Raw genomic sequence first — 23,496 nt, forward strand, 5'->3', positions numbered from 1 at the left:
TTAACAAAAGTACGATTGTATCGTGTTTCGACAATAGAAAATCAGTCGAATTAATTCAGCGGTCAAAAGATGTCCGCGACTCTCTTTCCTTATCAGTGAATCAGATGTGCGCCAAGTGGAAATCACTTCCGGCACGATGGCCCCCAAAGAAATTTCCGCCGGATCCACAAATCGCTTATACATATCCACTGGATAAGCCACCTGCGCTGTCTTTTTCAATAGATAAGCCGCCGCCTTTGCATTCAGTGAATAGCCATAAGCGCCATAAACGGATTTAATCAGAGGTTCGCCCACCCCGTTCTTCTCTGTTGATCGTTTCAAACTCGCATAGCCATTCCAGGCTCCCCAGAAAAACAGATCGTATTTTTCTGCCGTTTCAGACTTTAAAAATTCTGGTTTAAGGATTCGACTATCTGACTCTAGCACCAGAACGTGCTCGTTCGAATTCTCTTTTACGATTTTAGCCCAGATCTTGCGATGACTTAAAATCACCCCAATCTCCGTAGGCAATAAGGCTTTGCCAGTCCTCGCGCGCGATTTCTCGACCATAGCCTCTAAAAAAGGCACATGGATTCGCGAAGGGAATACCGGCTCAACCACCTCTAATGCAGGCAAAACGCTATACATCGCTTCTAAATGCTTAATACGCTCCGTTTCATGCTCCGCAAAAAGGACAAAGGCGCGCTTAAACATAGGTAAACTGGTTAAACGTGCTGTAAGAACCAGACGCTAAGGCGTCAGGCGTAAAGAAGTCTAGCTTTCCGCCCTCTGGATATAAAATATAGTGGGACTTGCGACATAAATAGGCTAAGTGTAAAGGCAGGGAATCTGCGGCATAGATATAATCCGCAGATTGGATTAGGTCGATTAACTCTTCGAAGTTCTGATAGTCTTTTCCGAAACGAACAACGCGTCCTGGAATTTGCACTAACACACTCGAAGGGATTTCCCTTTTCTTTAATCGAGCATCTGGGAAGATTAGAATATTCCCCTTTTTTTCGCCGAAAGCATGTGAAGCTAAGCCATAGGCTTCATAAACCGGCTTCCCCGTTTCGAAAAGGGCTTGAAAAGAATGGCCTGTACAGAAATTCAATAGTCCTAACCGGGCGCTTTGTTCCACAAAATCAGAAAAACCAGGATTCGCGCGCGTATACTTTTTGATTTTCGATAATTGACATAAAGTGTCAATACCTAAAAAGTCCTTGTTCGTAAATAGATTTAATTGAGAACCTGTGATTCCGAAATCAACAAAGTCGATTGAACGCGGCGAAATACACCCACGGGAAAGCAAGGCATCGTACAAGGATTTCAAATGCAAGGACGCAACTATCTGATCCGATGAAGGCAGGGCTTGCACCGCTATCGCAAAATCTCCGTAAGCGCGCAATAGAAACACCCGACGCATTATTTATCCGTATAAAGGTAGAGGCAAAGGAAAATGGCCGCGAAAATACCCGCGATAAAACCGACCAAACCTAAGAAAAGGTAGGACTTGCGGTCATCCATTAATGGATATTTAGGCACATCTAATAATTGAATCACCGGCGTCTGAGAAACCAGCGCAATACGGCTCATCTCTAGGTTCTTCGTCACTTCCGCATAGATGCTGAAGACAATAGACTTGTCACGTGAGCTCACTTCCGCAGGAACGGACATCGATTTAAAAGCCACGTTAGGATCAAGGATCTGGAAAGACGCTGCGTTATAAGATTTGGCATTTAGCACACGTAATAATGAGTCTCCACGCGCCTGCAAGCGCTTCACATTTGCTGCTGCAGTGCTTGTTTTCACATTCACGTAATAGGTCGTCGTCTCTTTTAATAAACGCTCTGCAAAGTTCTTCGAGAACACTTGATTTTGTGATACCGTCACGATTTTGAAGATGGAGCCCTTCTTATTCAAACGATCTACGGACACGTTCTTCTTCGCGATTTGATCGTACATCACATACAATACCGAATCTTGATACACCGTATGAGTTACTGAAGGAGAAGCAAATGAAACCGGAGCCGGTAGCTTTTCTCCCATCCCAGAAAACTCTAAATATAAATCTGCCAAAGTCTTTCCCGAATTACCCGAAATAGGCGTCAACAATACTTTTTCAATGATCACTCGGGACTTGATGATATCTAGAATATTATCCCCCGTAAAAAGACTTGAACCGCTACCTAAACTACCTAGGTCCAAGCCCACCTGTGAAGCAATCCCCGCTAGGCCTCCACCCGTCGCTGATTTCTCCTCTAAAATAAAGCTAGTAGAAGCCGCGTAAGCCGGCTTTTGTAAAGCGCGGTAGATCAGTGGCAAGACTAAACCTAAAAGCCCGCACAAAGCTATTAACTTGATTTGTGAGCGCAGATACCCAAAGAATCGTTTAATCGATTCAATGACATCACCTAGAACGATGGTCTTTTTCTCTGCCATTATTTTACCGTGTTAATTAATGCGATGATTAAACCGCCTAAAGAAGCTAAACCTGTTCCCATTGCAATGTATTCCGGCGTAGAAATCGGTTTTTTGTCTTTCTTAGCTGGCACATATACTTCAGCACCCGGCTCAAGGCTAGGGTAGAAGCGGAAGAATAAGAAATGTTTCGTCGTTTTGATTTCGCCGTTAGGGCGGACCATATAGGCGTAGCGACGTGAAGCATTAGGAGCAAACCAACCTGATTCTGAGATCAAACGGCGGAAACCTAATCCGCTATGGTAGGCTACTTGGCGTGGCACATTCACCGCCCCAAAAGTCTGCACTGTTTGCGTTAACTTAGGCACCTTGATCACATCGCCCTCCTCTAAAATGATATCGTATAAAGACCCTGGCTTCTCCATGGCCTCAGCTAGGCGAATGCCCACTGGCTTTTGGTCCACTAATAATCCATTTATATTCGAAGCAATTTTCGCCGTATCTGTCGGCGCAAAAGAATTATTAGAACTACGTTTCGATTGATTCGAAATCGTATTAATCTTCGAAGAGAACAAAGCCTCATCCGTCGCTGTCTGGTTCGCACGCGTCTTGCGTAATAAGATCGCCCCCGTCGCATAGCCCGTTTGTTTCAAGCCACCAGCACGCGCAATGATATCTGAAAGTCGCTCTTTATTACCTGCCAAGGTATAATTACCCGGATAAAGCACCTCTCCCTCCACCGAAACGCTAATTTGTGAACGATACGAAGGGGATTTGCGCACCGAAACAATATCAAAAGGCTGCAAAACAAAGTTTAAATCCTCTGCCTTAGCGCTCCCTAAATCAATCGTTTGAATAATAGAATAAGCTGTCGTATCTGAGGTAGATGTAGACGAAAGACGACGTGAAACCTCGATACGTGAACGAGATGCCCCCTCCTTAAATCCATCCGCTAACAGGATTAAATCCTGAACGCGCATATTATCCGCATAGGCAAAAGTCGCCGGACGATTCACCTCCCCATTAATAGTCACCGAATAGTTCTCCCGTAGAGCAGTCAGCGAATAAATATGAATCTTATCTTCCCGCTGCAAGCGTATTTCTGTTTTCCCAGCCAGCACGTCCTTCACATTAAAATGCAACATCGCAGGAGTCAAATCCGGATTCAAGCGACTTAATAGCGCACGATCTGTCGATGCATTTTCCTTCACACGCACGGCCATTAATAAGTCCTTCAAGTTCGAAAACTCATTTAAGCCATATTCCCCTGGATAATAAACCGCACCATCAATTATGGTACGATTTGTATAGGTATTTGCCAAAGCATCCACCACCAGCGTATCCCCCGAATGTAAACTAAACGCCGCAAGTGCCTCAGCTTTCACGGATTGAATTTCAAAACCACTCGCCCCCATGCGCTTCACCCGAACGCGCTCCTTAAAAGCTCCATCCGCAAAACCACCCGCATAGCGCAAGATATCCGCTGCATTCTCCCCCTTCTTTAAATCAAACAAAGCGTTCTTCTTCGCTGCACCCGATACAGCTACGCGAGACTCATAAGTCCCTACACGAATCACGTCGTCATCTTGTAAGATTCTATTCTTCGATAAATCTCCCTTTAACAGGAAATCATATAAATCTAAAGTGGTTATCGTCTTGCCATTACGCACTAATTCGATCTTGCGGAAAGACCCTAAATCCGATGGTCCTCCAGATGCATACAAGGCATTCATCAAGGTAGAAAGAGAGGAAACAGAATAGTTCCCCGGCTTCTTAACTTCTCCCACCAAGGTCACGCGAATAGAGCGTAATTGCCCTAAGGAAACCATCACTTTCGTGCTTCCACCCGCAATGGTCGTATAGATTTTAGCGGCTGATTCACGGATGCGAACTTGGGCCTCCTCAATCGTTAAGCCGCTCACTTTAATAGGTCCTAAATTAGGGAAACGAATAAAACCTTCCGTGCTCACTTTAAGCTTTTTCGTGCTCTCGCTTAAGCCGTAGATGTCTACAATTAACTCATCTCCCACACCTATCACGTAATTACGCGGAGTAGAAATAGTTAAATTTGGCTCGAAACTTAGGTTCTGATTTTCGAAAATTTCCGCACCGAAAATAGGCAAGCCCACACGAGCAGTAGGACCCGTGATTTCAATTTTCTTACGAGGAACAGTGATTTCGTCCTTCGTTTTGGTCTTGTAGGCGTTAATGGAAGTCGCCGTTAAAGGATCCATCTCCGCTATGCGGCGGTTAAGAATGATGATCTGTTCAGGCGGGAGACCTTTTGCCTTCATAATCTGCTCGATCTCATCCGGAGATTTTCCCTGTAACTGGTAGCGCACCATAATCTGCGCTAATTGCTGATCGCTGATGTTATTGATGTCTACGGGAATCTCCTGGGCAAACGCGGGAATAGCCAGAATCAATAATATAAGTAGGCGTAATGCTTTCATCTCTGTTTTATTTAGGTCAAGTCCGAAGACAAAAAACCAGTCTATAAAATTACTATTTTATTTTATAAGATGATTGATAATTTATTGAGTGGAGGATAAAAACAAAAAAAGCCCGCCATCCGCGAGCTTCTTCTTATTAAATTCATCCCCGCAGGGGATTCCAACTTTATTCTTTGTGCTTTATGCTTTATTCTTTCAACCTAGTAACTCCTTCAAATTCACCGTCTTAAAAAACACATAAATCAACGACGCAAACACCCCCACAAACATAAACCCAATCGTAATCAAACTACGCTTAGGCCCATCCTTCTGTACCGCCACCTGAGCCGGTTCAAGGACCTTAAACACCGGCGTCTCACGATGTAATTTCACTTTCGACTCTTCGTATTGTCCACTAATTGTTGTGTACAAATTATAGGCCATGTCTACCTCGTATTGCAATTTCTTCTCGCGATCTTTTGCCACATTCAAAAACAAGTTCATGTTTTGATCGCGGTAAGCACTTAGCGTAAATAAAGCCTGATCGTAACGCGCGCGAGATTCCGTTAAGCGTTTCTCTAAAAAGGCAAGCTCTTGCCTAGCCTTTTGCGTACGGTAATCTGTTACATACTTCGTTAAGTAATGTTGAATCAAGGAGGTAATATTAGCAGCCGCAACAGCATTCGTTAATTTAGTTGTTAACGAAATCACACCTGATTTTTTATCAATCTCTAACACAACAGACGCTCTCAGTTTTTTGATAGCTGCCTGTTCTTTCTTGTTTAATTTGATTAAATCCGGAGATAGCGCTGAGGAAGGAACCTTCTCTAATTTAACATCGGAAGTCACATCGTCCTCAGATGGATCTCCCCCTAAATCTAGAGGTGCCGTATCTTGCTTTTCAGATAAGAAGTCCAAAACCGTTTGCCACTTCTTATGCTTCGTACTATAGATTTTCGCCTTCAATACCTCTTGTAAAAGAGGTGCACTTTGTACGATGTTAGGATATAAATCAGGTCGAATCGCTTCGGAGCTAGAAGAAGTCCCGCCCAAATCAACCCCGGCTAATCCTGCTAAAGACTTTAGCCCACCTAATCCGCCTGCGCCACCAGACTTTGAATCTAATTCCGGTAAAAGTTTTGCGTTTGAACTATATTCATTCGGTTGGGTCAATGAATAAATGGCCCCTAAAGCGGCAAATAATACCGCGCAGGCTGCGATTAAGATGCGATAGGACTTTAGCGTTCGGAATATCTCACCAAAATTGATCGAAATTTCCCCGTTATCTTCTATTTGTTTATTTTCTAAATTAGACATGGAGATTATTTAGTCAAATTGTTAATCAATGTGGTCAAGGTAAGCGCTACGGAAACTAAAGCTGACGAAAGACCTACCGCTTCAGCTGTCGTCAAACCTTTCTTCATGTTTGTAGGGAATTCTGGTACAACAATTTCTGATCCAGGAACCACCTTAGGGTTGACGCGGAAGAAAAGAACGCGTCTACGCTTCGTAGAAATTCCATTAGGCGCCTTAACGTATACATTTTTCTTGTCAGCATAGTCGGTAAAACCACCGGCTCCATCTAAGTAGTCCTGTAGTGTATACCCTTCTACGTAAGCGATAGCAATCGGGTTCTGAACCCCTCCTGATAACTTCACAGTTTCTAATATACGCGGAATGACTAAACGATCATTTTCCATTAAAAGTAGGTTGTTTTTAGAAGCGGGGTTTTTCAAAACTTCAGAAAGTTTTACCCCAACTACCGTCGAATCACGGTAAAGGATTGCACCATCCAAATAGCCTTCAGGCTTTAGTCCACCCGCCTCAAAAATCAAATCAGAGATTTTCTGGTCATCTTTCGGAATGGCATAGCGACCAGGGAAATTGACTAAACCTTCTATCGTCACACCTCTTTGTACTTCATAATTAGGTGATCGACGTATGGAAATAATGTCAAAAGGTTTTAATTCAAACTGGCTAGCTTCATTATTAATATTCAAACTTCCATCGATGTCAAAAGTCTTCACTTGAATTTTCTCCTTTGTCGCATCATCATTCCCATGCGTAATCACTCGGCGAGACAATTCAATTTTCGCATAACTAGCTGCCTCTTTAAATCCTTTCGCGAGCAATATTAAATCGGCTACTTTCATGCCAGCGCGGTATTCAAAAATACCTGGCTTATTCACCTCCCCATAAATACTAACACGTTGGTTCTCTCGTAATGAATCAAGTGAATACACCGTTAAGGAATCCTCCCGATGTAAGGCGATATCTGCAAGCTCACCTCTCAACACTTTTCCTAGATCAAATGAGATCATTTCTGGATCGTAATTCTCTTTTCTACGAGAGATAGTCGCACGATTCAAGAAGGCATTTTCACGCGGACCTTCCGCACGCTTGATCAAATCCTTCACCGTTGTTAACCCACTTTCAATCGCGAAAATACCTGGTCTAAATACCGCTCCCGTTACGGTCACTCGGTTTTCATAACGTTCGATAATTCTACCCACTGAAATAGAATCTCCATTTTGTGGCTGAAAAGTAGCGACTTCATCTTGTGTGATGTTCAATAATTTCAATTCACGTGATGTGTTTCTTCGCACATTCAATGAATAGGTATAGGCTTTGTCTGTGAAGCCACCAGCATATCGAAGAATGTCTTTAAGCGTTTCCCCTTTCACTGCCTCGAAAACCATCGGACGTCTAACTTCCCCTGCTAATTCCACATGGGAATCAAAATCTCCCACGCGAATGATATCTTGGTCTTTTAATTGAATATTGTCTTTTTGATCTGCTTTTAATAGGAAATCATATAAGTCTAATGTGCGAACCACTTTATTATTTCTAATCACGCGAATGCTACGGTAAGATCCATTTTCATTAGGACCTCCTGCTAAATACAAGGCGTTGAATACGGTGGCCAAAGAAGAGATGGTGTATGAACCCGGGTTTTCCACTTCACCTACTAGTGTCACTTTAATACTACGTACATTACCTAGCGTAATTATAGCAGATGAGCCACTGCCTGGTCGATTCAAACCTTGATATAATTGTCTTAAACGACTTACAATACGAGCTGATGCCGCTTCTACTGTTAATCCATTCACATAAATTGGACTTAAGTTTAGGATCTTAATCGTTCCTTCTGGACTAACCGTAACAGTATAATTGTCCATCACTTCACCAAAAATATCAATATTCAACTCATCATCAGGCCCTAAGGTATAGTTCACTGGCGTGGCAATTCGCAAATCTGGTTCGAAGTTTAATTTTTTGTTATTAAAAAGATTTGCACCATAAATGACCTTCTTAGGAAGTTTAGTGGAATCAACCATTTCCTCATCTTCCATCGCAACATCTTCCGTATCCTCATCATCTACATTTTTTGCCCCTTTTTTCGTACTTAACTTACCTGAAACCACCCTTTTAGAGGAAGTTTTTCCTTTTGTGGTAGACGTCTTTTCTTTGGTTTTACTATCCCCTAATTGCGTCAAACGGCTACGCATCTTTGCAATATCTGCAGAAGTATAACCTTGCGCTTTTGCTGCTTTTTCTAATTGAGCTTCAGTCATGCCACTGGATTGAGCACGTTCGAAGAAGGTAGCAATTTCTTCATCACTTAAGTCTTCAACTTTACGTTTTGCTTGCGAGAAGGCAGCGTGAACGAGTACAAGGAAGGAAATGGTCAAAAGAATTCGACTGAATAATTTCATACTAAAATATTATGGTAAGTATAGTTATTACAAAATTAACTAAAATTTAGGATAAGCGATGCTACAACGATAATGTCGAAAGCATTTTTATTTAATGGTAATCTTTAAAAACAAAGAAAGCCCGCCATTTAGCGAGCTTTCTTTCTAAAACATATCAAAAATCAATGCGCTACACCTTTACTAAACAACACCGACGTAAAAGTCTTCACTACAATCACTAAATCAAACCAAATCGACTTCCTCACTAAATACTCTTTTTCTAATGCCACTTTAGCCTCAATCGAAATCTCATCCCGCCCATTTATCTGCGCCCAACCCGTAATCCCAGGCTTCAGTGTGTCTACCCCAGCTTTGACCCTCAAGTCCATTAAATCATCTTGGTTATACAAGGCGGGCCTAGGCCCCACAAATACCATTTCTCCTTTAATGATGTTGATGAGGTTAGGTAATTCGTCCAAACTCAATTTCCGCAACACCCCTCCTATTCGCAACAAATAGGAAGCGGGGTTTTCTAATAAATGCGTCGCCACATTCGGCGTATTTTTCTTCATGCTTCTAAACTTGTAGATGTTGAAGAAGGTATAATTTATACCTACACGTTTTTGTTCAAAGAATATCGGCGATCCGTCTTCAATAAAAATGACCAACGCCACAACTAGAAAAATAGGTGACAATATAATAAGTGCTGCTAAGGCAAATAAACGATTAAACATTATCAACAAACGATTTAAATGTTCTAATTAACCCGTCTTTAGACGAAACTGGCAAAGGCTTCCCTAATGCTGCTTTAATCTTAGCATTACTGACAACATAGCTCTCTGTAAGTTTCTGTAAGCGCTCAGAATCGAGAGGTAAATTTATTAAATCGCCAACACGTGCTATTGCCTTTATAAGGTTCATACTGAGATTCAGAACCCTCGCTTTTTTCCCATTTGATTCTGCAATAATATTTATCACTTCGTTAGTAGATAATGGAATATCATCCGCTACATTATAAATCCCAGATGGAATATCTTCTCGTTCTATTAATTCCCTCATGATAAAACAAAGGTTATCAATTGAAAGGTAAGAGCGGGAGTTTTTAAATAATCCTAACGGCCAAGGTACCCCATTAGAAACTAAACTGTATAAAAGATTAAGATTCCCCTTATTACCTGGTCCATGAATCATACATGGACGTAAAATATAAACTCTTTTACCCTCAGGAATTGGCTTAGAACCGATGTACTGTTCTGCAAGCAATTTACTTTTACCATAATGAGTAATTGGGTTGGGCGTTGTATCTTCAAACAATTCGCCATCCACTTCATCTGCTACTGCTTTAACTGAGCTCAGCGTTATGAATACTTTTGCATTCGATAATAAGAAATCATCAAATATTTCCTTAGTCAATTCAGTATTAACTTTATAGTAATCGTCAGGGGATGAAACCTTTTTGAGATCGTGGGCTTTGCCTGCTAAATGGATAATAACATCTGTAATTTCTAATTTGAAACTTGATCGAGAGATCTCTAAAATATCAAAATAACTTAATAGCCTTGAAACTATATTTTGACCTACAAACCCAGTTGACCCTGTAATTGAAATTCTCATGAATGGTACACCTTAAATAAGTCATTCCAAATAACTTCTTGAGAAAAATCTTCAAGCACTCGCTTTCTACCGAAATTGCCAAATGATTCAATTTTAGATTTATCACTAATAAATTTACTTATGGCACCACAAATTGATCTAGGTTCTATCTCACAAAAGGTACCTGTTATATCCTCTATAATTGAATCAACACAGCCTGTTTTTCTTGTTGTAATAACTGGCAATCTCATTGCCGACGCCTCCAAAACAACTGTTGGAAAACCTTCTCTATAAGAAGGAAGGATAAACAAATTCATAAGACGATAGTATACAGCTGGATCATTTGTATAATCTATATGAATAATACTAATTTCATCCCTTATAAACCTCACACATGCTTCGCTCAAACCATCTCTAATTTCAAATGGACCAACTAATAGTAGCTTAACTTTTGAAAAGTCTTTAATTAATAATTTCCAAGCATCAACCAATTCAGATATCCCTTTATCGTTGACTAATCTCCCAACAAATCCAACAACAAAATCATTTTCCGCAATGCCCAAACTAATACGAAGTTGATAAACTTGATCTTGGTTGGCTAAATCAGGATTAAATTTTTCCAATGCGTCTATTCCATTACAAGTTCCACAATTTAATAATATATTTTTATGAGATTCGCTAAGTTTTAAAATATTTGAATTCTTTAAAATGGAACTACTAACGCATATTACTTTATCCGCTAAAAATCCAGTAAATCTTTCAATTTGAAATAAAATAAACCTCTTAAAACCACGAGAAGTTTCAAACATCAAACCATGCCTAAAATAAAATTTTCTTTTAATTCCGCATATCGAACCCACTAACATTCCAAGTAATCCTCCTTTAGGGGTATGCCCAACGACAACAGATATATTGTGCTTTCTAACAAAAAAAAACAATTTAAACAGTGCGTATATATCCATTAATGGATTTATTCCCCTAACAACTGGTATTGGAAGAAATGGAACGTTTTTAGACTCGCAAAAATCAACGAGTTCCTTTGAAAAAGAACAGGCAATAAATATTTTATCGCCTTTGCTTTGAAAATACTCAATTTGCTTACCCAAATAATAAGGCAAAACAAAAGAAACATTTACAACATGAAGAATATTCATTAATTATTCACTAAAAACAGCCTCCCAAAATTTAATATTTTTTTCTTTGCAAAATTTATCTGACAACACACTATAAGAATTAATAACAAATTTATTTCGAACCTCAGGAAGAACAATTTGAGCTAAATCTGCGGCAAAACCTTCAAAATCATTTGGCTCGCGCAAAAAACCGTTTAACCCAGAAATAATTCCTTCTGGCATACCATCTACATTAGATGCTACTACTGGGACTCCATATGACATTGCTTCAAGCATTGATGTAGATAGACCTTCAATATATGAAGGAAGGAAAAAGACATCTATTGTGCTAAAAAAATGTTTTTTATCAGAAATATGTCCAAGTATATTAACTTTTTCATCCAAGGAATTATTCTGAATAATTTTTTTAAACTCACCGTTAGTGTAATCAAATCCGGCACAATATATAATATACTTTACGTTTCGTTTATCAAGTTCATTACAAATACTAGGTAAATTAAAATGCCCTTTGGACTTTTTATAATTGGCTAAAATACCAATTTTCAAAAATTCTATTGTTTCGTCTGACCACACATAATCTTTATCAAAATCAATAAAATTATAAATTACTTTGGATTTCGATAAATCAATTTTTTCTCTCCGATAAAATGTATCTCTCGCAGAGATAGAATTAGAAACCCACATATCAACCTTAAATGAGGTTAATCTATCTAAAAAAACATGAAAATAATTTCTCCAATTTTCGGAAGCACGAATATTAGATATAATTTTAATATCACTTTTAAACAAATGGGAAAACACCCTTACATATAAATCAACTCTTAATCCAAATGCAGAAACCACATTAATATTATTATCAATTAAAAACCGCCTATACTTTTTTAATGATTTTAATGGATTAATAGAAAACTTACCAAGATCTAAATAGTAAGCTTCAAGATGATTATCATATATCAACGGCCCATTATTTTCAAATGAAGCAAAAAATACATTGAATCCTCTTGTTTTTAATTCACTTGAAATCTTTACAATATTAGTTTCAGCTCCACCTATAAGAGTATTAGAAAAAAAGAATAAAACATTACGCATTAATTTCAATATTAGAATTACTGACAACAAAAAAACTCAGCACAACCCAAAAAATTACTTGCATAGGGGTAATTGTACTAAAAAGTAAAATTATTAGTGGAATAACTATTACAAATTTAACTCTTAAATATTTGAGATATTTAAAAGTAATAAATAAAAAAGATGCCCCTGGTACTATACCAAAAGTTGTTATAATTGACATCCAACCTGAGGCAGTTGTACTAATATTTTTAGTATAATTTCCTACCCCTAAACCAAAAAATACATAATTAAGAGGCAAATTAATAAAATAAATTATCCCATCAGAAAATCGAGTATTCATTGAATTATCATTTTCTGCGTCTGAAAGCCTTGACACTAAATATAGATTAATAGTATCTTCAAACACGAATTGAACTATATAAAAAACAATGAAAATTAATATAGAAAAAAAGACAATTGAATTAATATTTCCTTTGAACAGGACCCAATAGTAAAACTGAAAAAAAGAATATAAAAAAAATCCACTTAATGAAAGTGTAAATAAAATCGAGATTAAAGCAAACTGATCAAACCAATTAATTTTCTTAAAACACAAAAACCTTAAATAAACTATTGTAAATATATAGTAGCTATAAGTTGCGGGTTCATTAAAAACCCCTGTAGCTCTAATTAAACCTGAAATCGCACCATAAGCTTCAAATCTACTAGCTTCTCCTGTTACAAATTCTAAAAAGTCAAGATTTACACCAATAAGCATGTACAATCCAAACTGAAGCCAAAAACAAATCAAATGGATGATTAATACAATAGCCAACACTCGATATATCAAATCTATATTGTAACTTTTTAAAAATTTTGTTGTGAAAATTAGTATAAAAGTCCCTAAATATATTCCAATTACTGAGTTTACATAATATAAATCAAGTTGAAAAAAAAATCCCCAAAGTGATGATATAGTAAATAAAATAAAAAGACTAAATGAGTATATTTTAATTTGATTTGAAATTCTATTTCTATCTGAAAAAACAATAATTCCAATCAACGAAACCAGCGGAAAAGGGGCTATTCCAATATTATAAAAATAGTACGACTGTAGAGACAAAAAGAAAAAAATCAGAACTAAGGCTGATTTTTTGATTAATGAAGGTTTAATAGAACTATTAGTTAACATTAAATTTTTGTTGAAACTTAATCCAGACAATAATTTTCCAAATTTCTAATGAATTATTTGCTTTACCTTCCATATGCTCATGGACTAAATTCATTACAACATCTGAATTTAAAATTGGAATGCGAGACAAATTTTCGAGAGTAATGTAATCAAAAATTAATTCTTTCAATTCATTCCTAAACCATTCCTTAAAAGGCATTGCAAACCCTGCTTTGGGACGATTAAAAAACTCAGATGGTAAATAGTCGTACAAAACATCTTTAAGTATAATCTTTTGATTACTGTTTGAAAATTTGAAATTCATTGGAATGTTCATTGCTTTTTCGACAACTCTATAATCCATCAATGGTGATCTCGATTCTAAAGAAAATCTCATGGTTGATCGATCTACTTTTGTATTAATATCATTGTTTAAGTATGTTTTTATGTCGAATAAACATAATCTTTCAATTAACTCGTTGGAAGAATTTTCCCAGTGGTTCGAAACATTTGAGAAAATTTTTTCATAATCAAAATTAAAAATTGATGGTTTTAGAACACCTACCATTTTACAATATAACTGAAACTGATCTTTCTGACTTATCCCTTCTGCAATTAGCTTCAGTTTATAGTTTGGAATTTTAGATATTATTTTGGAAAACTCTTTTCTTAAATAATGTGGCACACTTGAAAAAATAAGATTAGTTCGATTAATCCAACAATATCGTTCGTAGCCCGCAAAAACTTCATCACCCCCATCTCCACTTAATGCAACTGAAACATGCTTTCTTGCCTCTGAACTTAATAGTAACATTGGTATAGAGGACATATCTGCAAGAGGTTCATCAAAATAATTTTCAAAATTAATTATAAAATTAAGCGCATCTTTTGAATCACATAATAAGTCATTATGATCTGTCTGCAAATAATTTGCAACTAATTTTGAATATTTACTCTCATCATATTTACTCTCACTAAATGAAACAGAGAAAGTCTTAATTGGATTACTTGATAAATTTTGAGCAATTGAAGCTACTAAGGATGAATCTATACCCCCTGATAAAAATACTCCAACAGGGACATCCGCATTTAATCGTAATTTAACAGAATCGGTAATTAATGACTTTAATTCATGTTTAGTTGTTTCATAATCTAAATTATAATTTTGATTACGTATAGATGGTCTCCAGTACTCAACGATATTTAAAGTGTTTCTCGAAATGTCATAATTAAAATAATTCCCAGCAGGTATTTTCTTAATCTCATTAAATGGAGTATTAGGATCCTGATTATACCCCCAAAAAAAATATTCCGCTACATTATCCCAATTTACATTTAATTGATTATTTAAAATTAATGGAGAAAGTTGTGAAGCAAACTCAAAAGAGGATTCAGACGAATTAAAATTATAAAACAAAGGCTTCTTCCCTAGCCTATCTCTAGCACCGAACAAAATATTATTTGTCTTATCAAATAAAACAAATGAAAACATTCCATTGAAGTCTGATAAACATTCAGCCCCATTTTCAATATAAGATGCACAAATAACCTCTGTATCAGAATTGGTTTTAAATTTATATCCTTTATCAATTAATTTTTTCTTAATTTCTAAATAGTTATAGATCTCTCCATTAAATACTATTTCGCAATTTTGATATAAAAAAGGTTGATTAGATCTATCATCAAGATCTAAGATAGCTAGCCTATTGTGAGCAAAGTAAATAGAATCATTTATCTTTTTGACCCCAGTATAATCAGGCCCTCTAAAATATGTTTTTGATATTTTATCAACAACTTCATCAAAAGTAAATTTATTAACTACTCCGTATATACCACACATAAATCAATCTTCATGAAAAAGTCTTAATAATTTGAAAACAAAAATTTGAACTTTATAAAATACAATTTTCAAGGAAGTTAAAAGCATCCCCAATATATTATACTTTAAATAACTATTAAAATTTATTATTATGTCTTTTTCATAGACATCTAAAATCCTCTGAATCTGAATAAAATTTTTATGAGACATCCTATCTAAACCTCTATTATCATAAAGCCTCACTACTAGAGAAGAAATAAGTATTTGATTAGTATTTAACACAATTTTTTGCCATAATAAATGCTCCCCGCCTCTAATTGAACTATCAAACATGTGGTTCTTAAAGATATCTGACTGAACGATTGGGAGATACTCTCCCACAATAAAACCCTTAAAATAGGATGAAAAATCTAATACCCCTTCAAACAAGGGATTATTAGAAAGTGATTTTCCATCTAAATCTATACAAGAAAACATCGCTAAACTTGGGAAATTGAATTCCGCCAACTTAGAATTTATTTGAAATAGAGAATTATTATTTATTAGACAATCATCAGAATCGAGAAATACTAAATATTCGCCATTGGCAATTCTTGCTCCTTCATTTTTGGCTATATTAGTTCCACTGTTTTTTTCAAGTCTCAAATACTTAATACTATTATTACCAGAAATAAAATCATTTATTAAGTCAACAGTGCCGTCTGATGAAGCATCATCAATAACAATTATTTCGACATCTTTAAAAGTTTGACTTATAACAGAACTAATTGAGTTAGCAATACAATGCTTTCTATTATATGTCGGTATTATTATACTAAAAAAATTATTTTTCATTTAACCAGGCAATATATTTTTCAATTCCCTCTTCAATCGTAACAACCGAATTATAACCTAATAATTCACTTGCTTTGGAAGAATCTGCATATGTAATATCAACATCACCGGGTTGACTGTCCAAATACTTAATTTTAGCATTTATACCCAATTTTTGTTCGATCACTGAAATCAAATCTATTAATTTTATTGGCTTCCCTCCCCCAATATTGTAAATATTATACCCGTTAGAATTTTCAAGAGACAATAAAATACCATTTACTATATCTTGAACATATGTATAATCTCTAAGTGATTGTCCTTTTGCATACACTTCAATTTCTGATCCTTTTCTGATCAAATCAATAAACTTTGAAATTGCCATCTCAGGTCTTTGCCTTGGGCCATAAACAGTAAAAAATCTTAGGCAAGAAATATTTAAACTGTATAAATGATGGTAAGAATAACAAATTAACTCCCCTGCTTTTTTTGTAGCAGCATATGGAGAAATAGGATAATCAACTATATCATCTTCTTTAAAAGGAAATGAGCTATTATTCCCATATACAGAAGATGATGAAGCGAATACAAATTTTGAAATTTTAAACTTATGAGAAAATTCAAGAAGATTTGTTGTGCCAATAAGATTTACATCACAATATAATTTTGGTAATTCTATAGATGGACGAACACCTGCTCGAGCTGCTAGATGAATTATTGCATCTATTTTGTTTAAATCAAATATGGATTCTAAAAATAATTCATCACGTATGTCTCCCTCGTAAAAATAAAAATTTTTATTCTTCAAAATATTATCCAAATTTTGAAGCTTTATTTCTTTAGAATAATAGTTGTCAAAATTATCTAATCCAACAACAACGTCTCCTCTATCCAATAAGTTTTCAACCAAGTGCGATCCTATAAAACCCGCACAACCTGTTACTAAAATATTCATTTAAATTTATTTAAAACTTGTCTAATTCTTAAAAAAGAATACCCGAAAATTAAGAAAAAAATAGATTTGACATATACTAAAATTCTAGACATTAAGTTAGAATTTCGAAATTTTCGATTGCCTGGATTAAAAAATCCTATTGAATTTATACATAATTCGCTAGCTTGATAATCCCACTCACCTTTCTCAACAATATGGGTGTAGTTCAAAATTTTACGATTCAATGCGAAATGATCTTCATTAGAAGGATTCATGTTTTCAAAATGCCATATATTTTCACACCTTTCTAAAGAGTTCAAAAGATAATCAATATTCCATATAGCTGCTTGAAGTGAATAAAAATAAGGATGTGAATTTCTAACCTTATAAATTGATAAATTATTTGAAATCTCTCTTGACTTAAAAAAATCAACAATTTTCAAGAACACATTATCAAATGATGGTTTTAAGGAAAGATATTTAATTTCTTCCTTTTTCATGTGTAAAATGAGATCATAAAATTCATTAGTATTAATTCGTCCTTTAAAAATAAAATCGTCTAAAAGTAGTACAATATATTGACAACTTGGATCTTGATTTTTTAAATATTTAAGTTGAAAAATTGTTTCATCCTTCCAATTTGTTTGAGGTGTTTCAATTACCTGTACTTTACTTTTGGCAAAATCTCCCAAATCACTAATTGAAGATCCAAGGTATATTCTTAGATTCATCATCGGATCAACACACTTAAAAAAAGAAGTCAGCATATGGAATGCGACATCTTTAGTTTTTTCACACGTACATACTAAAAAATTAGTTCTAATTTGATCCATTAAATACTATCTACAATACTTTTCTGAAGAACAAAAATTCCTAATCCGTAATCAAAATTCGCTACTACATTATCTATATCACTATAATTAGTAAGGAGAGTCTCATTAAATTTTCCTTCGTCGTCAATATATACAAAAGATAATATTTTAGAATTTTTCAAATTATTTAATACTGTTGACGGCTTAAATATTCTGTGGGCATTAAAAACAATCCTTTGCTTTCCTACAGGAAATGACAAATAAAGTATCCCAGAATCATCTACAATGTTCCAAATATTGGAAATTCCAACTTCCCATAATTTAAAACCGATTGGGTCTCCGTAACGACCCAAACCAAAATGCTCTATAGTATGAAGACATGAAACTGATACAGCATTATTCATTTTAAAATTTTCAGAACAAATATCTGCCTGAATAAACTCAACGTTAGTTAAACCTAAATCAACAGGTCTGATATCAATAATTTTAATCTTTCTAAATACTGCTAGATGTGCAATAAAGCCATCAATACGAGACCCAATATCTATATGGCTAAATGGATCCCTAGAAAAAATTTGATTTGCTACATATATATCTTGATGAAAATATTGCTTATCAATTGTACCTGCAAAATCAAATCTATCATTTAAACATGGATATGATAATTCAACTGGCCAATCAGCATCCGAATACTTTTTCAAAATAAAATATTCTTTAAATAAAGATGGCAATGCCCGAAAAGCAAAATACGTTCGCCTTATATCAATCCCAAATTGAATAAGCCATCTATTTAAAACTACAAGTAATGATATACGCTCTAACTTTATCATAATTTCTTTAACTTAATAAGTGTATTATAAAAACCAATTGGCAAGACATTTTTAATAAAAAAAACAAGTTTATTTCTTAGATAATTGTATGGAAGATAAATGATTATAAAACTAAACTTTTCGAATAAACTGACACTATTAATACAATTAAATACTTGTCTTAAATTCGGAAGTGGATGACGCAAACAATATAAAAGGGCTAACTCATTTAAAATAAATTTAATTAGATATTTCTTTTCAAATTTTAATGAACATTCTATATAAAATTGAATTAAATTAAGATCAAACATAAAATCCCAAGTGCGATTATAAGAATCTTGTCCAATATGTTGAAATGAATTACAATTCGGGGAATCCATATAGGCAAATGAATAAGATTCAGATAGTTTTAATAGATAAGCTCTATCAATAACTTGGGCAAACCGTTGTGGTTCAGGCACAACAGATGTAATAATACTTCTATTATACATTACCGTACTGAATCCGAAAATTTTACCTCCAAAATACTCGTCAAGAATTGCACATTTAGAATTAAATAATTCGAAGCCAGATCTACTTGATTTTAAAACTGAAAAATCCAACATTTCATCCTCATTATAAACAAGATTAACTCCAGTTGTAACAAAGCCTAATTCAGGATACTCGTTAAAAATGTTAAGTTGTTCTTGAAGTAAACTTGGGGCCATACAATCATCATCATGAAAGACAGTCAAAAATTTAGATTTTGATAAGCTAATAGCTTTGGTGAAATTATTAAATGAATTAATATTTACTGGGTTAGCTACTACACTTATCCTGTCATTTTCAAATTGACTAACAACACTCACAACATCAAAATCACTTGCATTATCAAGAACAATAATTGGAAATCCTACAATTGTTTGATTTAGAACACTTTGAATACACCTAATTAAATATTCCGGCCTATTATAGGATAGTATATAAACCTCTAATTCACTACTCACTAGTTATAATATTTAAATTATCAAATAACTTTTTAGCATAATAAGATTCAGAAAATATTAAAAACTTATCAGAATCAAGAAAATCCTGAATAGAATTTTGATATTCAATAAATTTAGATTCATCAATTTCTCTGAGGAAAGAATTGAGATCGGCAAAACCATTAAAATCTCGAAAATCTATGAAACATGTTTTTGGGATAAACTGGTCCACATCAATAGCACCGAAATAAACTGGAATACATCCGGCATAAAAACAATCAAAAATTTTTTCAGTGATATAACCGCCAAAAGTGGCATTTTCAAAACAAATAGAAAATTTAAAATTTGACAAGGTACTAATTTTATCATCTACAGAACCTTTGTACACCGACAACGCAGCATTAAATTCATAGTCAGAAATCCCAAACAATTTTTTATCCCAGCCTCTACCATAAAGTTTAAAATCATCAAATTGACTAAAATAACAAATAGCTTTTCTCCTTAATGAATACAATTCCTCTTTCAAATATTTATTAAGAAATGAAGCATAAATATGTAATGGTTTATATAAAAATCTAACTTGATTACTATTAAGCAAAACCAAAAAATTTCTTTCCCCCCAACCATTAATCCTATTAATTTTAACTTGACTTGAATCAGGTTGAGGAAAGACCATTGGGTGAAATTGAGTCTCTTTACTAACTAGTTTTTCTGTTCCTCTGAATAAATAAGAATGCAAATACTTTGAGCTTATTTCTTTTAAGTTATGATAAAATTTCCAAGAAAAAGAAGGTGTTTCTAAGCAAATCAAAGAATGTTTAATAGCTCCTCGCTTACAAAGTTCATTAGTGTACGAAGATTGTATCTCCGTTACAATTAAAGCATCTTTAAGATCTAAATTTTGGCTTATGGCAAAATCAGCAGTAACAATATTAAAACCATTTTTTCTACATAACTCAGAAAACAAATAAATACTTTTTGCCCCAGGATATTTAGATGCTACGTTTAAATCAAATATATTATTTAAGAATGGTGAATTATCCGTATCAAAGATTACAACTTTATTCTTCATTATAAGAATTGTATTGAAATTTATAATTTTTTACAATAAGTCTAATTTTGGCGAAATCCAATAAGAATATTATTATTAAATAAAACAATAATTCAAAAAATATTAAAACTAATAAATTAAAATTATAAAGGTCAAGTGCGAAATTAAATACCACATATGAAACTAAAAATGAAATTAATGGAACAATAATCGATCTTAAAAAAGACACCTTTAACGTTTTATTTAAATACTTATTAAAATAAAATATTCCACACCATAAAACTTGCGATCCTAAAGCAAATCCATAAAATCCATAAAAGAATGTAAAAATACTTATAAAAATAATTGCAAGCGGAAACTGAAATAATGACCACTTCGCCATAACATCTGCAAATCCCAATCCTTTAAAAAAAGCAATTGTAGTCGTGGTATAAGACGAAAATAAAATATTGCCACAAGCAAAAATTAATATAAATGGATAAATAGGCAGCCATTTATCACCAATAAAATATGATATAATCTCTTTCCCATGAAGAAAAAACGGCAAATAAATCGCCTTATCTAGAATAGAATGAATATAAAGCGAATTTTCATATACAGATGAAAGCATTTTTTTTTCTCCTTGAATTCGAGCGACCAAAGGAAATAGAATTTTTTGCCATACTGTACCTAAAAATGTAGTTGGAATTGAAGCAATTAAAATACCCCTATCAGTAAATCCCGAATAATTCATTCCGAGAGTTAAGCCAATTACAACGGGATTCAATAATGACCTTAATGTTTCAAAAATCGAAGGTATTTGATAGCTTAAGCCAATTAGGATTGCTTTCTTTAACTCCCTTAATTTTAATGTTGAAAAAAAATTAAATTTTATTGGAGATAATACATATGAGAGCAAAAATGAAAAAACAGCCTTTGAAACTAATGCAAAAACAATGGCCCAAACTCCAAAACCAAAGTATCCTAATGAAATTGCTATTATGGAATAGGTAATTTGTTCCAGAGATTCAATGAGTGCAATTCTATTAAAAACTAGCCCTCTCTCAAGCTTAATAATTGATGCTGCTTTAAATATACTAAAGGGAATAGATATTGAAGAAACTAACAAATATAAAATACCAATATTGCTTATTTTATCAGAAATTGGGAATAGCCAGATTAGAAATAAGACTAAAAAAATGGAAATCCATATAACTAATTGAAAATTAGTTATATCTGAAATATCATCATCAGAGACTTCCTCTTTTCTTTGAATTAGGTATACCCCTAGACCACCATCAGACAATATAGATATTACACTGATAACGATAGTAACTAATGAAATATACCCAAAATCACTTGGGAGTAGTAATCGTGTTAAAAAAATAGTAGTTGCTAAATTGACAACCGTTATAATAATTTGACGAATTGAATAAAATAAGGAGCCCTGAAGAAATATACTAGGAAGCTGATCTACTTTTAACAAAATGTGCTTATTTTAAAATAAAGAATTTTAGAAGAAATCTCTTATTGTTTATTCAAGAATTTATATAAAACTCCAATTATATAATCATAATGATCTTCATTTAACCCCGGCCAAACTCCTAACCAAAATCCATCATTCATGATTTTATCAGTATTATCTAATGAATTTAAAATCCGATAATTAGAATTCTTATACGCTGGCTGTTTTATTAAATTACCCCCGAATAGAAGCCTGGTTCCAATTTTATTCTTTTCTAAATACTCAACTAAATCATTTCTATTTATTTTACTGCCATCCCTAATAGTAAGCATAAAACCAAACCAGCTAGGGTCTGAATTTAATGTTGATTCTGGTAAAATAAAATGCTCCTCAAACGGTTTTAATTTATTATAAAGTAGTTTATGATTTAATCTTCGTTTTTCAATAAAAGAATCTGCCTTTTTTAATTGACTTAATCCTAATGCAGCCTGCATATCAGTTGCTTTTAAATTAAATCCAATATGACTATATGTATATTTGTGATCATATCCTTCAGGTAAATCCCCCAACTTTTGGCAATATCTTTCACCACAGGTATTATCCTTGCCTGGCGGGCACCAACAATCTCTACCCCAATCTCTAAAACTCTCTGTGATTTTTTTAAGTTTCGCATTATTAACTAGCACTGCGCCACCTTCTCCCATTGTTATATGATGAGCTGGATAAAAAGATAAAGTAGCTAAATCTCCAAATGTGCCTGTTTTTTTACCATTAAAAGTTGCTCCTAAAGAATCACAATCATCCTCAATTACCCATAAATTATATTTTTTTGCAATTTGCATTACAATATCTAAATTGAATGGATTGCCTAAAGTATGAGCAAGCATTATGGCTTTAGTTTTAGGAGTTATTGCGGACTCTATTTGATCTGCTTTAATATTATATGAAGGAATATCAATATCCAAGAAAACAGGGATACAACCAAATTGTATCATTGGGTTAATTGTAGTAGGAAAACCTGCCGCTACTGTAATAATTTCATCCCCTGGGCGTATAGCCCTTTCTCCTAATTTAGGAGATGTTAATGCGTAAAATGCCAATAAGTTAGCAGAGGATCCCGAATTAACTAAAAATGAAAATCGTGACCCCATGTAACTAGCTAATTTTCTCTCAAACTCATCTGAAAATCTACCAGCAGTAAGCCAAGCGTCCAACATTGAATCCACTCCCAAAAGTATATCGTCCTCATCTAATACTTTACCTGTGACAGGTATATAATTTTCTCCAGGAACAATAATTTTAGTTGTTTTCGCTCTTGCAATTTCCTTAATCGAATCAACTAATTGTTGGTTTACTAAATTTTGAATCATAAAAT

Annotated in this window: 20 protein-coding genes; all 20 read right to left on the reverse strand. The window is 34.3% G+C overall.

The genetic code is table 11. The annotated features are described in order from the left end of the window. Entirely contained in the window at positions 1 to 693 is a 693-nt protein-coding gene (locus V7S74_RS05515) for a glycosyltransferase family 25 protein (RefSeq protein ID WP_406777772.1), read from the reverse strand. Beyond that, positions 686 to 1,405 (reverse strand): hypothetical protein, encoded by a 720-nt coding sequence (locus tag V7S74_RS05520; protein WP_406777773.1) that lies wholly within the window; start codon positions 1,403 to 1,405, stop codon positions 686 to 688. The genes V7S74_RS05515 and V7S74_RS05520 overlap by 8 nt, the downstream gene beginning before the upstream one ends. Beyond that, complete coding sequence (locus V7S74_RS05525; protein ID WP_406777774.1) at positions 1,405 to 2,421, reverse strand: GumC domain-containing protein; 1,017 nt, start codon at positions 2,419 to 2,421, stop codon at positions 1,405 to 1,407. The genes V7S74_RS05520 and V7S74_RS05525 overlap by 1 nt, the downstream gene beginning before the upstream one ends. After that, positions 2,421 to 4,853: a polysaccharide biosynthesis/export family protein gene (locus V7S74_RS05530; RefSeq protein ID WP_406777775.1), complete on the reverse strand. Its 2,433-nt coding sequence runs from the start codon at positions 4,851 to 4,853 to the stop codon at positions 2,421 to 2,423. Before V7S74_RS05530 ends, V7S74_RS05525 begins: the two co-directional genes overlap by 1 nt. Before the next feature lie 195 nt (positions 4,854 to 5,048). After that, complete coding sequence (locus V7S74_RS05535; RefSeq protein WP_406777776.1) at positions 5,049 to 6,149, reverse strand: Wzz/FepE/Etk N-terminal domain-containing protein; 1,101 nt, start codon at positions 6,147 to 6,149, stop codon at positions 5,049 to 5,051. A gap of 5 nt (positions 6,150 to 6,154) precedes the next feature. After that, on the reverse strand, positions 6,155 to 8,548 hold the full coding sequence (locus V7S74_RS05540) for an SLBB domain-containing protein (protein ID WP_406777777.1): 2,394 nt from the start codon (positions 8,546 to 8,548) through the stop codon (positions 6,155 to 6,157). Between the two features lie 161 nt (positions 8,549 to 8,709). Then, positions 8,710 to 9,261 (reverse strand): sugar transferase, encoded by a 552-nt coding sequence (locus V7S74_RS05545; RefSeq protein WP_406777778.1) that lies wholly within the window; start codon positions 9,259 to 9,261, stop codon positions 8,710 to 8,712. Next, entirely contained in the window at positions 9,254 to 10,141 is an 888-nt protein-coding gene (locus V7S74_RS05550) for an NAD-dependent epimerase/dehydratase family protein (protein ID WP_406777779.1), read from the reverse strand. The genes V7S74_RS05545 and V7S74_RS05550 overlap by 8 nt, the downstream gene beginning before the upstream one ends. Then, the gene (locus V7S74_RS05555) at positions 10,138 to 11,274 is read right to left on the reverse strand and encodes a glycosyltransferase family 4 protein (RefSeq protein ID WP_406777780.1); all 1,137 of its coding nucleotides are present in this window, start codon (positions 11,272 to 11,274) and stop codon (positions 10,138 to 10,140) included. Before V7S74_RS05555 ends, V7S74_RS05550 begins: the two co-directional genes overlap by 4 nt. Before the next feature lie 3 nt (positions 11,275 to 11,277). Then, positions 11,278 to 12,342 carry a glycosyltransferase family 4 protein gene (locus V7S74_RS05560; protein WP_406777781.1) on the reverse strand — a complete coding sequence of 355 codons (1,065 nt, stop codon included), beginning with the start codon at positions 12,340 to 12,342 and terminating at the stop codon, positions 11,278 to 11,280. Continuing rightward, the gene (locus tag V7S74_RS05565) at positions 12,335 to 13,495 is read right to left on the reverse strand and encodes a hypothetical protein (protein WP_406777782.1); all 1,161 of its coding nucleotides are present in this window, start codon (positions 13,493 to 13,495) and stop codon (positions 12,335 to 12,337) included. The genes V7S74_RS05560 and V7S74_RS05565 overlap by 8 nt, the downstream gene beginning before the upstream one ends. After that, positions 13,485 to 15,314, reverse strand: coding sequence for an asparagine synthase (glutamine-hydrolyzing) (asnB, locus tag V7S74_RS05570; protein ID WP_406777783.1), 1,830 nt, complete (start codon positions 15,312 to 15,314; stop codon positions 13,485 to 13,487). Before asnB ends, V7S74_RS05565 begins: the two co-directional genes overlap by 11 nt. Positions 15,315 to 15,317: 3 nt before the next feature. Continuing rightward, on the reverse strand, positions 15,318 to 16,127 hold the full coding sequence (locus tag V7S74_RS05575; protein ID WP_406777784.1) for a glycosyltransferase family 2 protein: 810 nt from the start codon (positions 16,125 to 16,127) through the stop codon (positions 15,318 to 15,320). After that, the gene (locus V7S74_RS05580) at positions 16,117 to 17,061 is read right to left on the reverse strand and encodes a GDP-mannose 4,6-dehydratase (RefSeq protein WP_406777785.1); all 945 of its coding nucleotides are present in this window, start codon (positions 17,059 to 17,061) and stop codon (positions 16,117 to 16,119) included. The genes V7S74_RS05575 and V7S74_RS05580 overlap by 11 nt, the downstream gene beginning before the upstream one ends. Beyond that, positions 17,058 to 17,873, reverse strand: coding sequence for a hypothetical protein (locus V7S74_RS05585; protein WP_406777786.1), 816 nt, complete (start codon positions 17,871 to 17,873; stop codon positions 17,058 to 17,060). The genes V7S74_RS05580 and V7S74_RS05585 overlap by 4 nt, the downstream gene beginning before the upstream one ends. Further along, a complete protein-coding gene (locus tag V7S74_RS05590) occupies positions 17,873 to 18,682 on the reverse strand; it encodes a DUF268 domain-containing protein (RefSeq protein ID WP_406777787.1) in 810 nt (269 codons plus the stop codon). Before V7S74_RS05590 ends, V7S74_RS05585 begins: the two co-directional genes overlap by 1 nt. Beyond that, the gene (locus V7S74_RS05595) at positions 18,679 to 19,647 is read right to left on the reverse strand and encodes a glycosyltransferase family 2 protein (RefSeq protein WP_406777788.1); all 969 of its coding nucleotides are present in this window, start codon (positions 19,645 to 19,647) and stop codon (positions 18,679 to 18,681) included. The genes V7S74_RS05590 and V7S74_RS05595 overlap by 4 nt, the downstream gene beginning before the upstream one ends. Beyond that, positions 19,640 to 20,698: a glycosyltransferase family 10 domain-containing protein gene (locus V7S74_RS05600; RefSeq protein WP_406777789.1), complete on the reverse strand. Its 1,059-nt coding sequence runs from the start codon at positions 20,696 to 20,698 to the stop codon at positions 19,640 to 19,642. The genes V7S74_RS05595 and V7S74_RS05600 overlap by 8 nt, the downstream gene beginning before the upstream one ends. Beyond that, positions 20,688 to 22,142, reverse strand: a complete 1,455-nt coding sequence (locus V7S74_RS05605) for an oligosaccharide flippase family protein (RefSeq protein ID WP_406777790.1) — start codon at positions 22,140 to 22,142, stop codon at positions 20,688 to 20,690. The genes V7S74_RS05600 and V7S74_RS05605 overlap by 11 nt, the downstream gene beginning before the upstream one ends. A gap of 41 nt (positions 22,143 to 22,183) precedes the next feature. Continuing rightward, positions 22,184 to 23,491 carry a lipopolysaccharide biosynthesis protein RfbH gene (rfbH, locus tag V7S74_RS05610; protein ID WP_406777791.1) on the reverse strand — a complete coding sequence of 436 codons (1,308 nt, stop codon included), beginning with the start codon at positions 23,489 to 23,491 and terminating at the stop codon, positions 22,184 to 22,186. Positions 23,492 to 23,496 lie beyond the last annotated feature (5 nt).

The sequence above is a fragment of the Aquirufa novilacunae genome (genome assembly GCF_045310505.1).
Classification (GTDB): domain Bacteria; phylum Bacteroidota; class Bacteroidia; order Cytophagales; family Spirosomataceae; genus Aquirufa; species Aquirufa novilacunae.

Bases quoted from the DNA above. Each gene is read 5' to 3' on its own strand.
- V7S74_RS05530 (WP_406777775.1), bottom strand. From the start codon at position 4,853: ATGAAAGCATTACGCCTACTTATATTATTGATTCTGGCTATTCCCGCG.
- V7S74_RS05590 (WP_406777787.1), bottom strand. From the start codon at position 18,682: ATGATAAAGTTAGAGCGTATATCATTACTTGTAGTTTTAAATAGATGG.
- V7S74_RS05555 (WP_406777780.1), bottom strand. From the start codon at position 11,274: ATGAATATTCTTCATGTTGTAAATGTTTCTTTTGTTTTGCCTTATTAT.
- V7S74_RS05550 (WP_406777779.1), bottom strand. From the start codon at position 10,141: ATGAGAATTTCAATTACAGGGTCAACTGGGTTTGTAGGTCAAAATATA.
- V7S74_RS05580 (WP_406777785.1), bottom strand. From the start codon at position 17,061: ATGAATATTTTAGTAACAGGTTGTGCGGGTTTTATAGGATCGCACTTG.
- V7S74_RS05525 (WP_406777774.1), bottom strand. From the start codon at position 2,421: ATGGCAGAGAAAAAGACCATCGTTCTAGGTGATGTCATTGAATCGATT.
- V7S74_RS05585 (WP_406777786.1), bottom strand. From the start codon at position 17,873: ATGGATCAAATTAGAACTAATTTTTTAGTATGTACGTGTGAAAAAACT.
- V7S74_RS05520 (WP_406777773.1), bottom strand. From the start codon at position 1,405: ATGCGTCGGGTGTTTCTATTGCGCGCTTACGGAGATTTTGCGATAGCG.
- rfbH (WP_406777791.1), bottom strand. From the start codon at position 23,491: ATGATTCAAAATTTAGTAAACCAACAATTAGTTGATTCGATTAAGGAA.
- V7S74_RS05535 (WP_406777776.1), bottom strand. From the start codon at position 6,149: ATGTCTAATTTAGAAAATAAACAAATAGAAGATAACGGGGAAATTTCG.
- V7S74_RS05575 (WP_406777784.1), bottom strand. From the start codon at position 16,127: ATGAAAAATAATTTTTTTAGTATAATAATACCGACATATAATAGAAAG.
- V7S74_RS05560 (WP_406777781.1), bottom strand. From the start codon at position 12,342: ATGCGTAATGTTTTATTCTTTTTTTCTAATACTCTTATAGGTGGAGCT.
- V7S74_RS05565 (WP_406777782.1), bottom strand. From the start codon at position 13,495: ATGTTAACTAATAGTTCTATTAAACCTTCATTAATCAAAAAATCAGCC.
- V7S74_RS05600 (WP_406777789.1), bottom strand. From the start codon at position 20,698: ATGAAGAATAAAGTTGTAATCTTTGATACGGATAATTCACCATTCTTA.
- V7S74_RS05515 (WP_406777772.1), bottom strand. From the start codon at position 693: ATGTTTAAGCGCGCCTTTGTCCTTTTTGCGGAGCATGAAACGGAGCGT.
- V7S74_RS05540 (WP_406777777.1), bottom strand. From the start codon at position 8,548: ATGAAATTATTCAGTCGAATTCTTTTGACCATTTCCTTCCTTGTACTC.
- asnB (WP_406777783.1), bottom strand. From the start codon at position 15,314: ATGTGTGGTATATACGGAGTAGTTAATAAATTTACTTTTGATGAAGTT.
- V7S74_RS05545 (WP_406777778.1), bottom strand. From the start codon at position 9,261: ATGTTTAATCGTTTATTTGCCTTAGCAGCACTTATTATATTGTCACCT.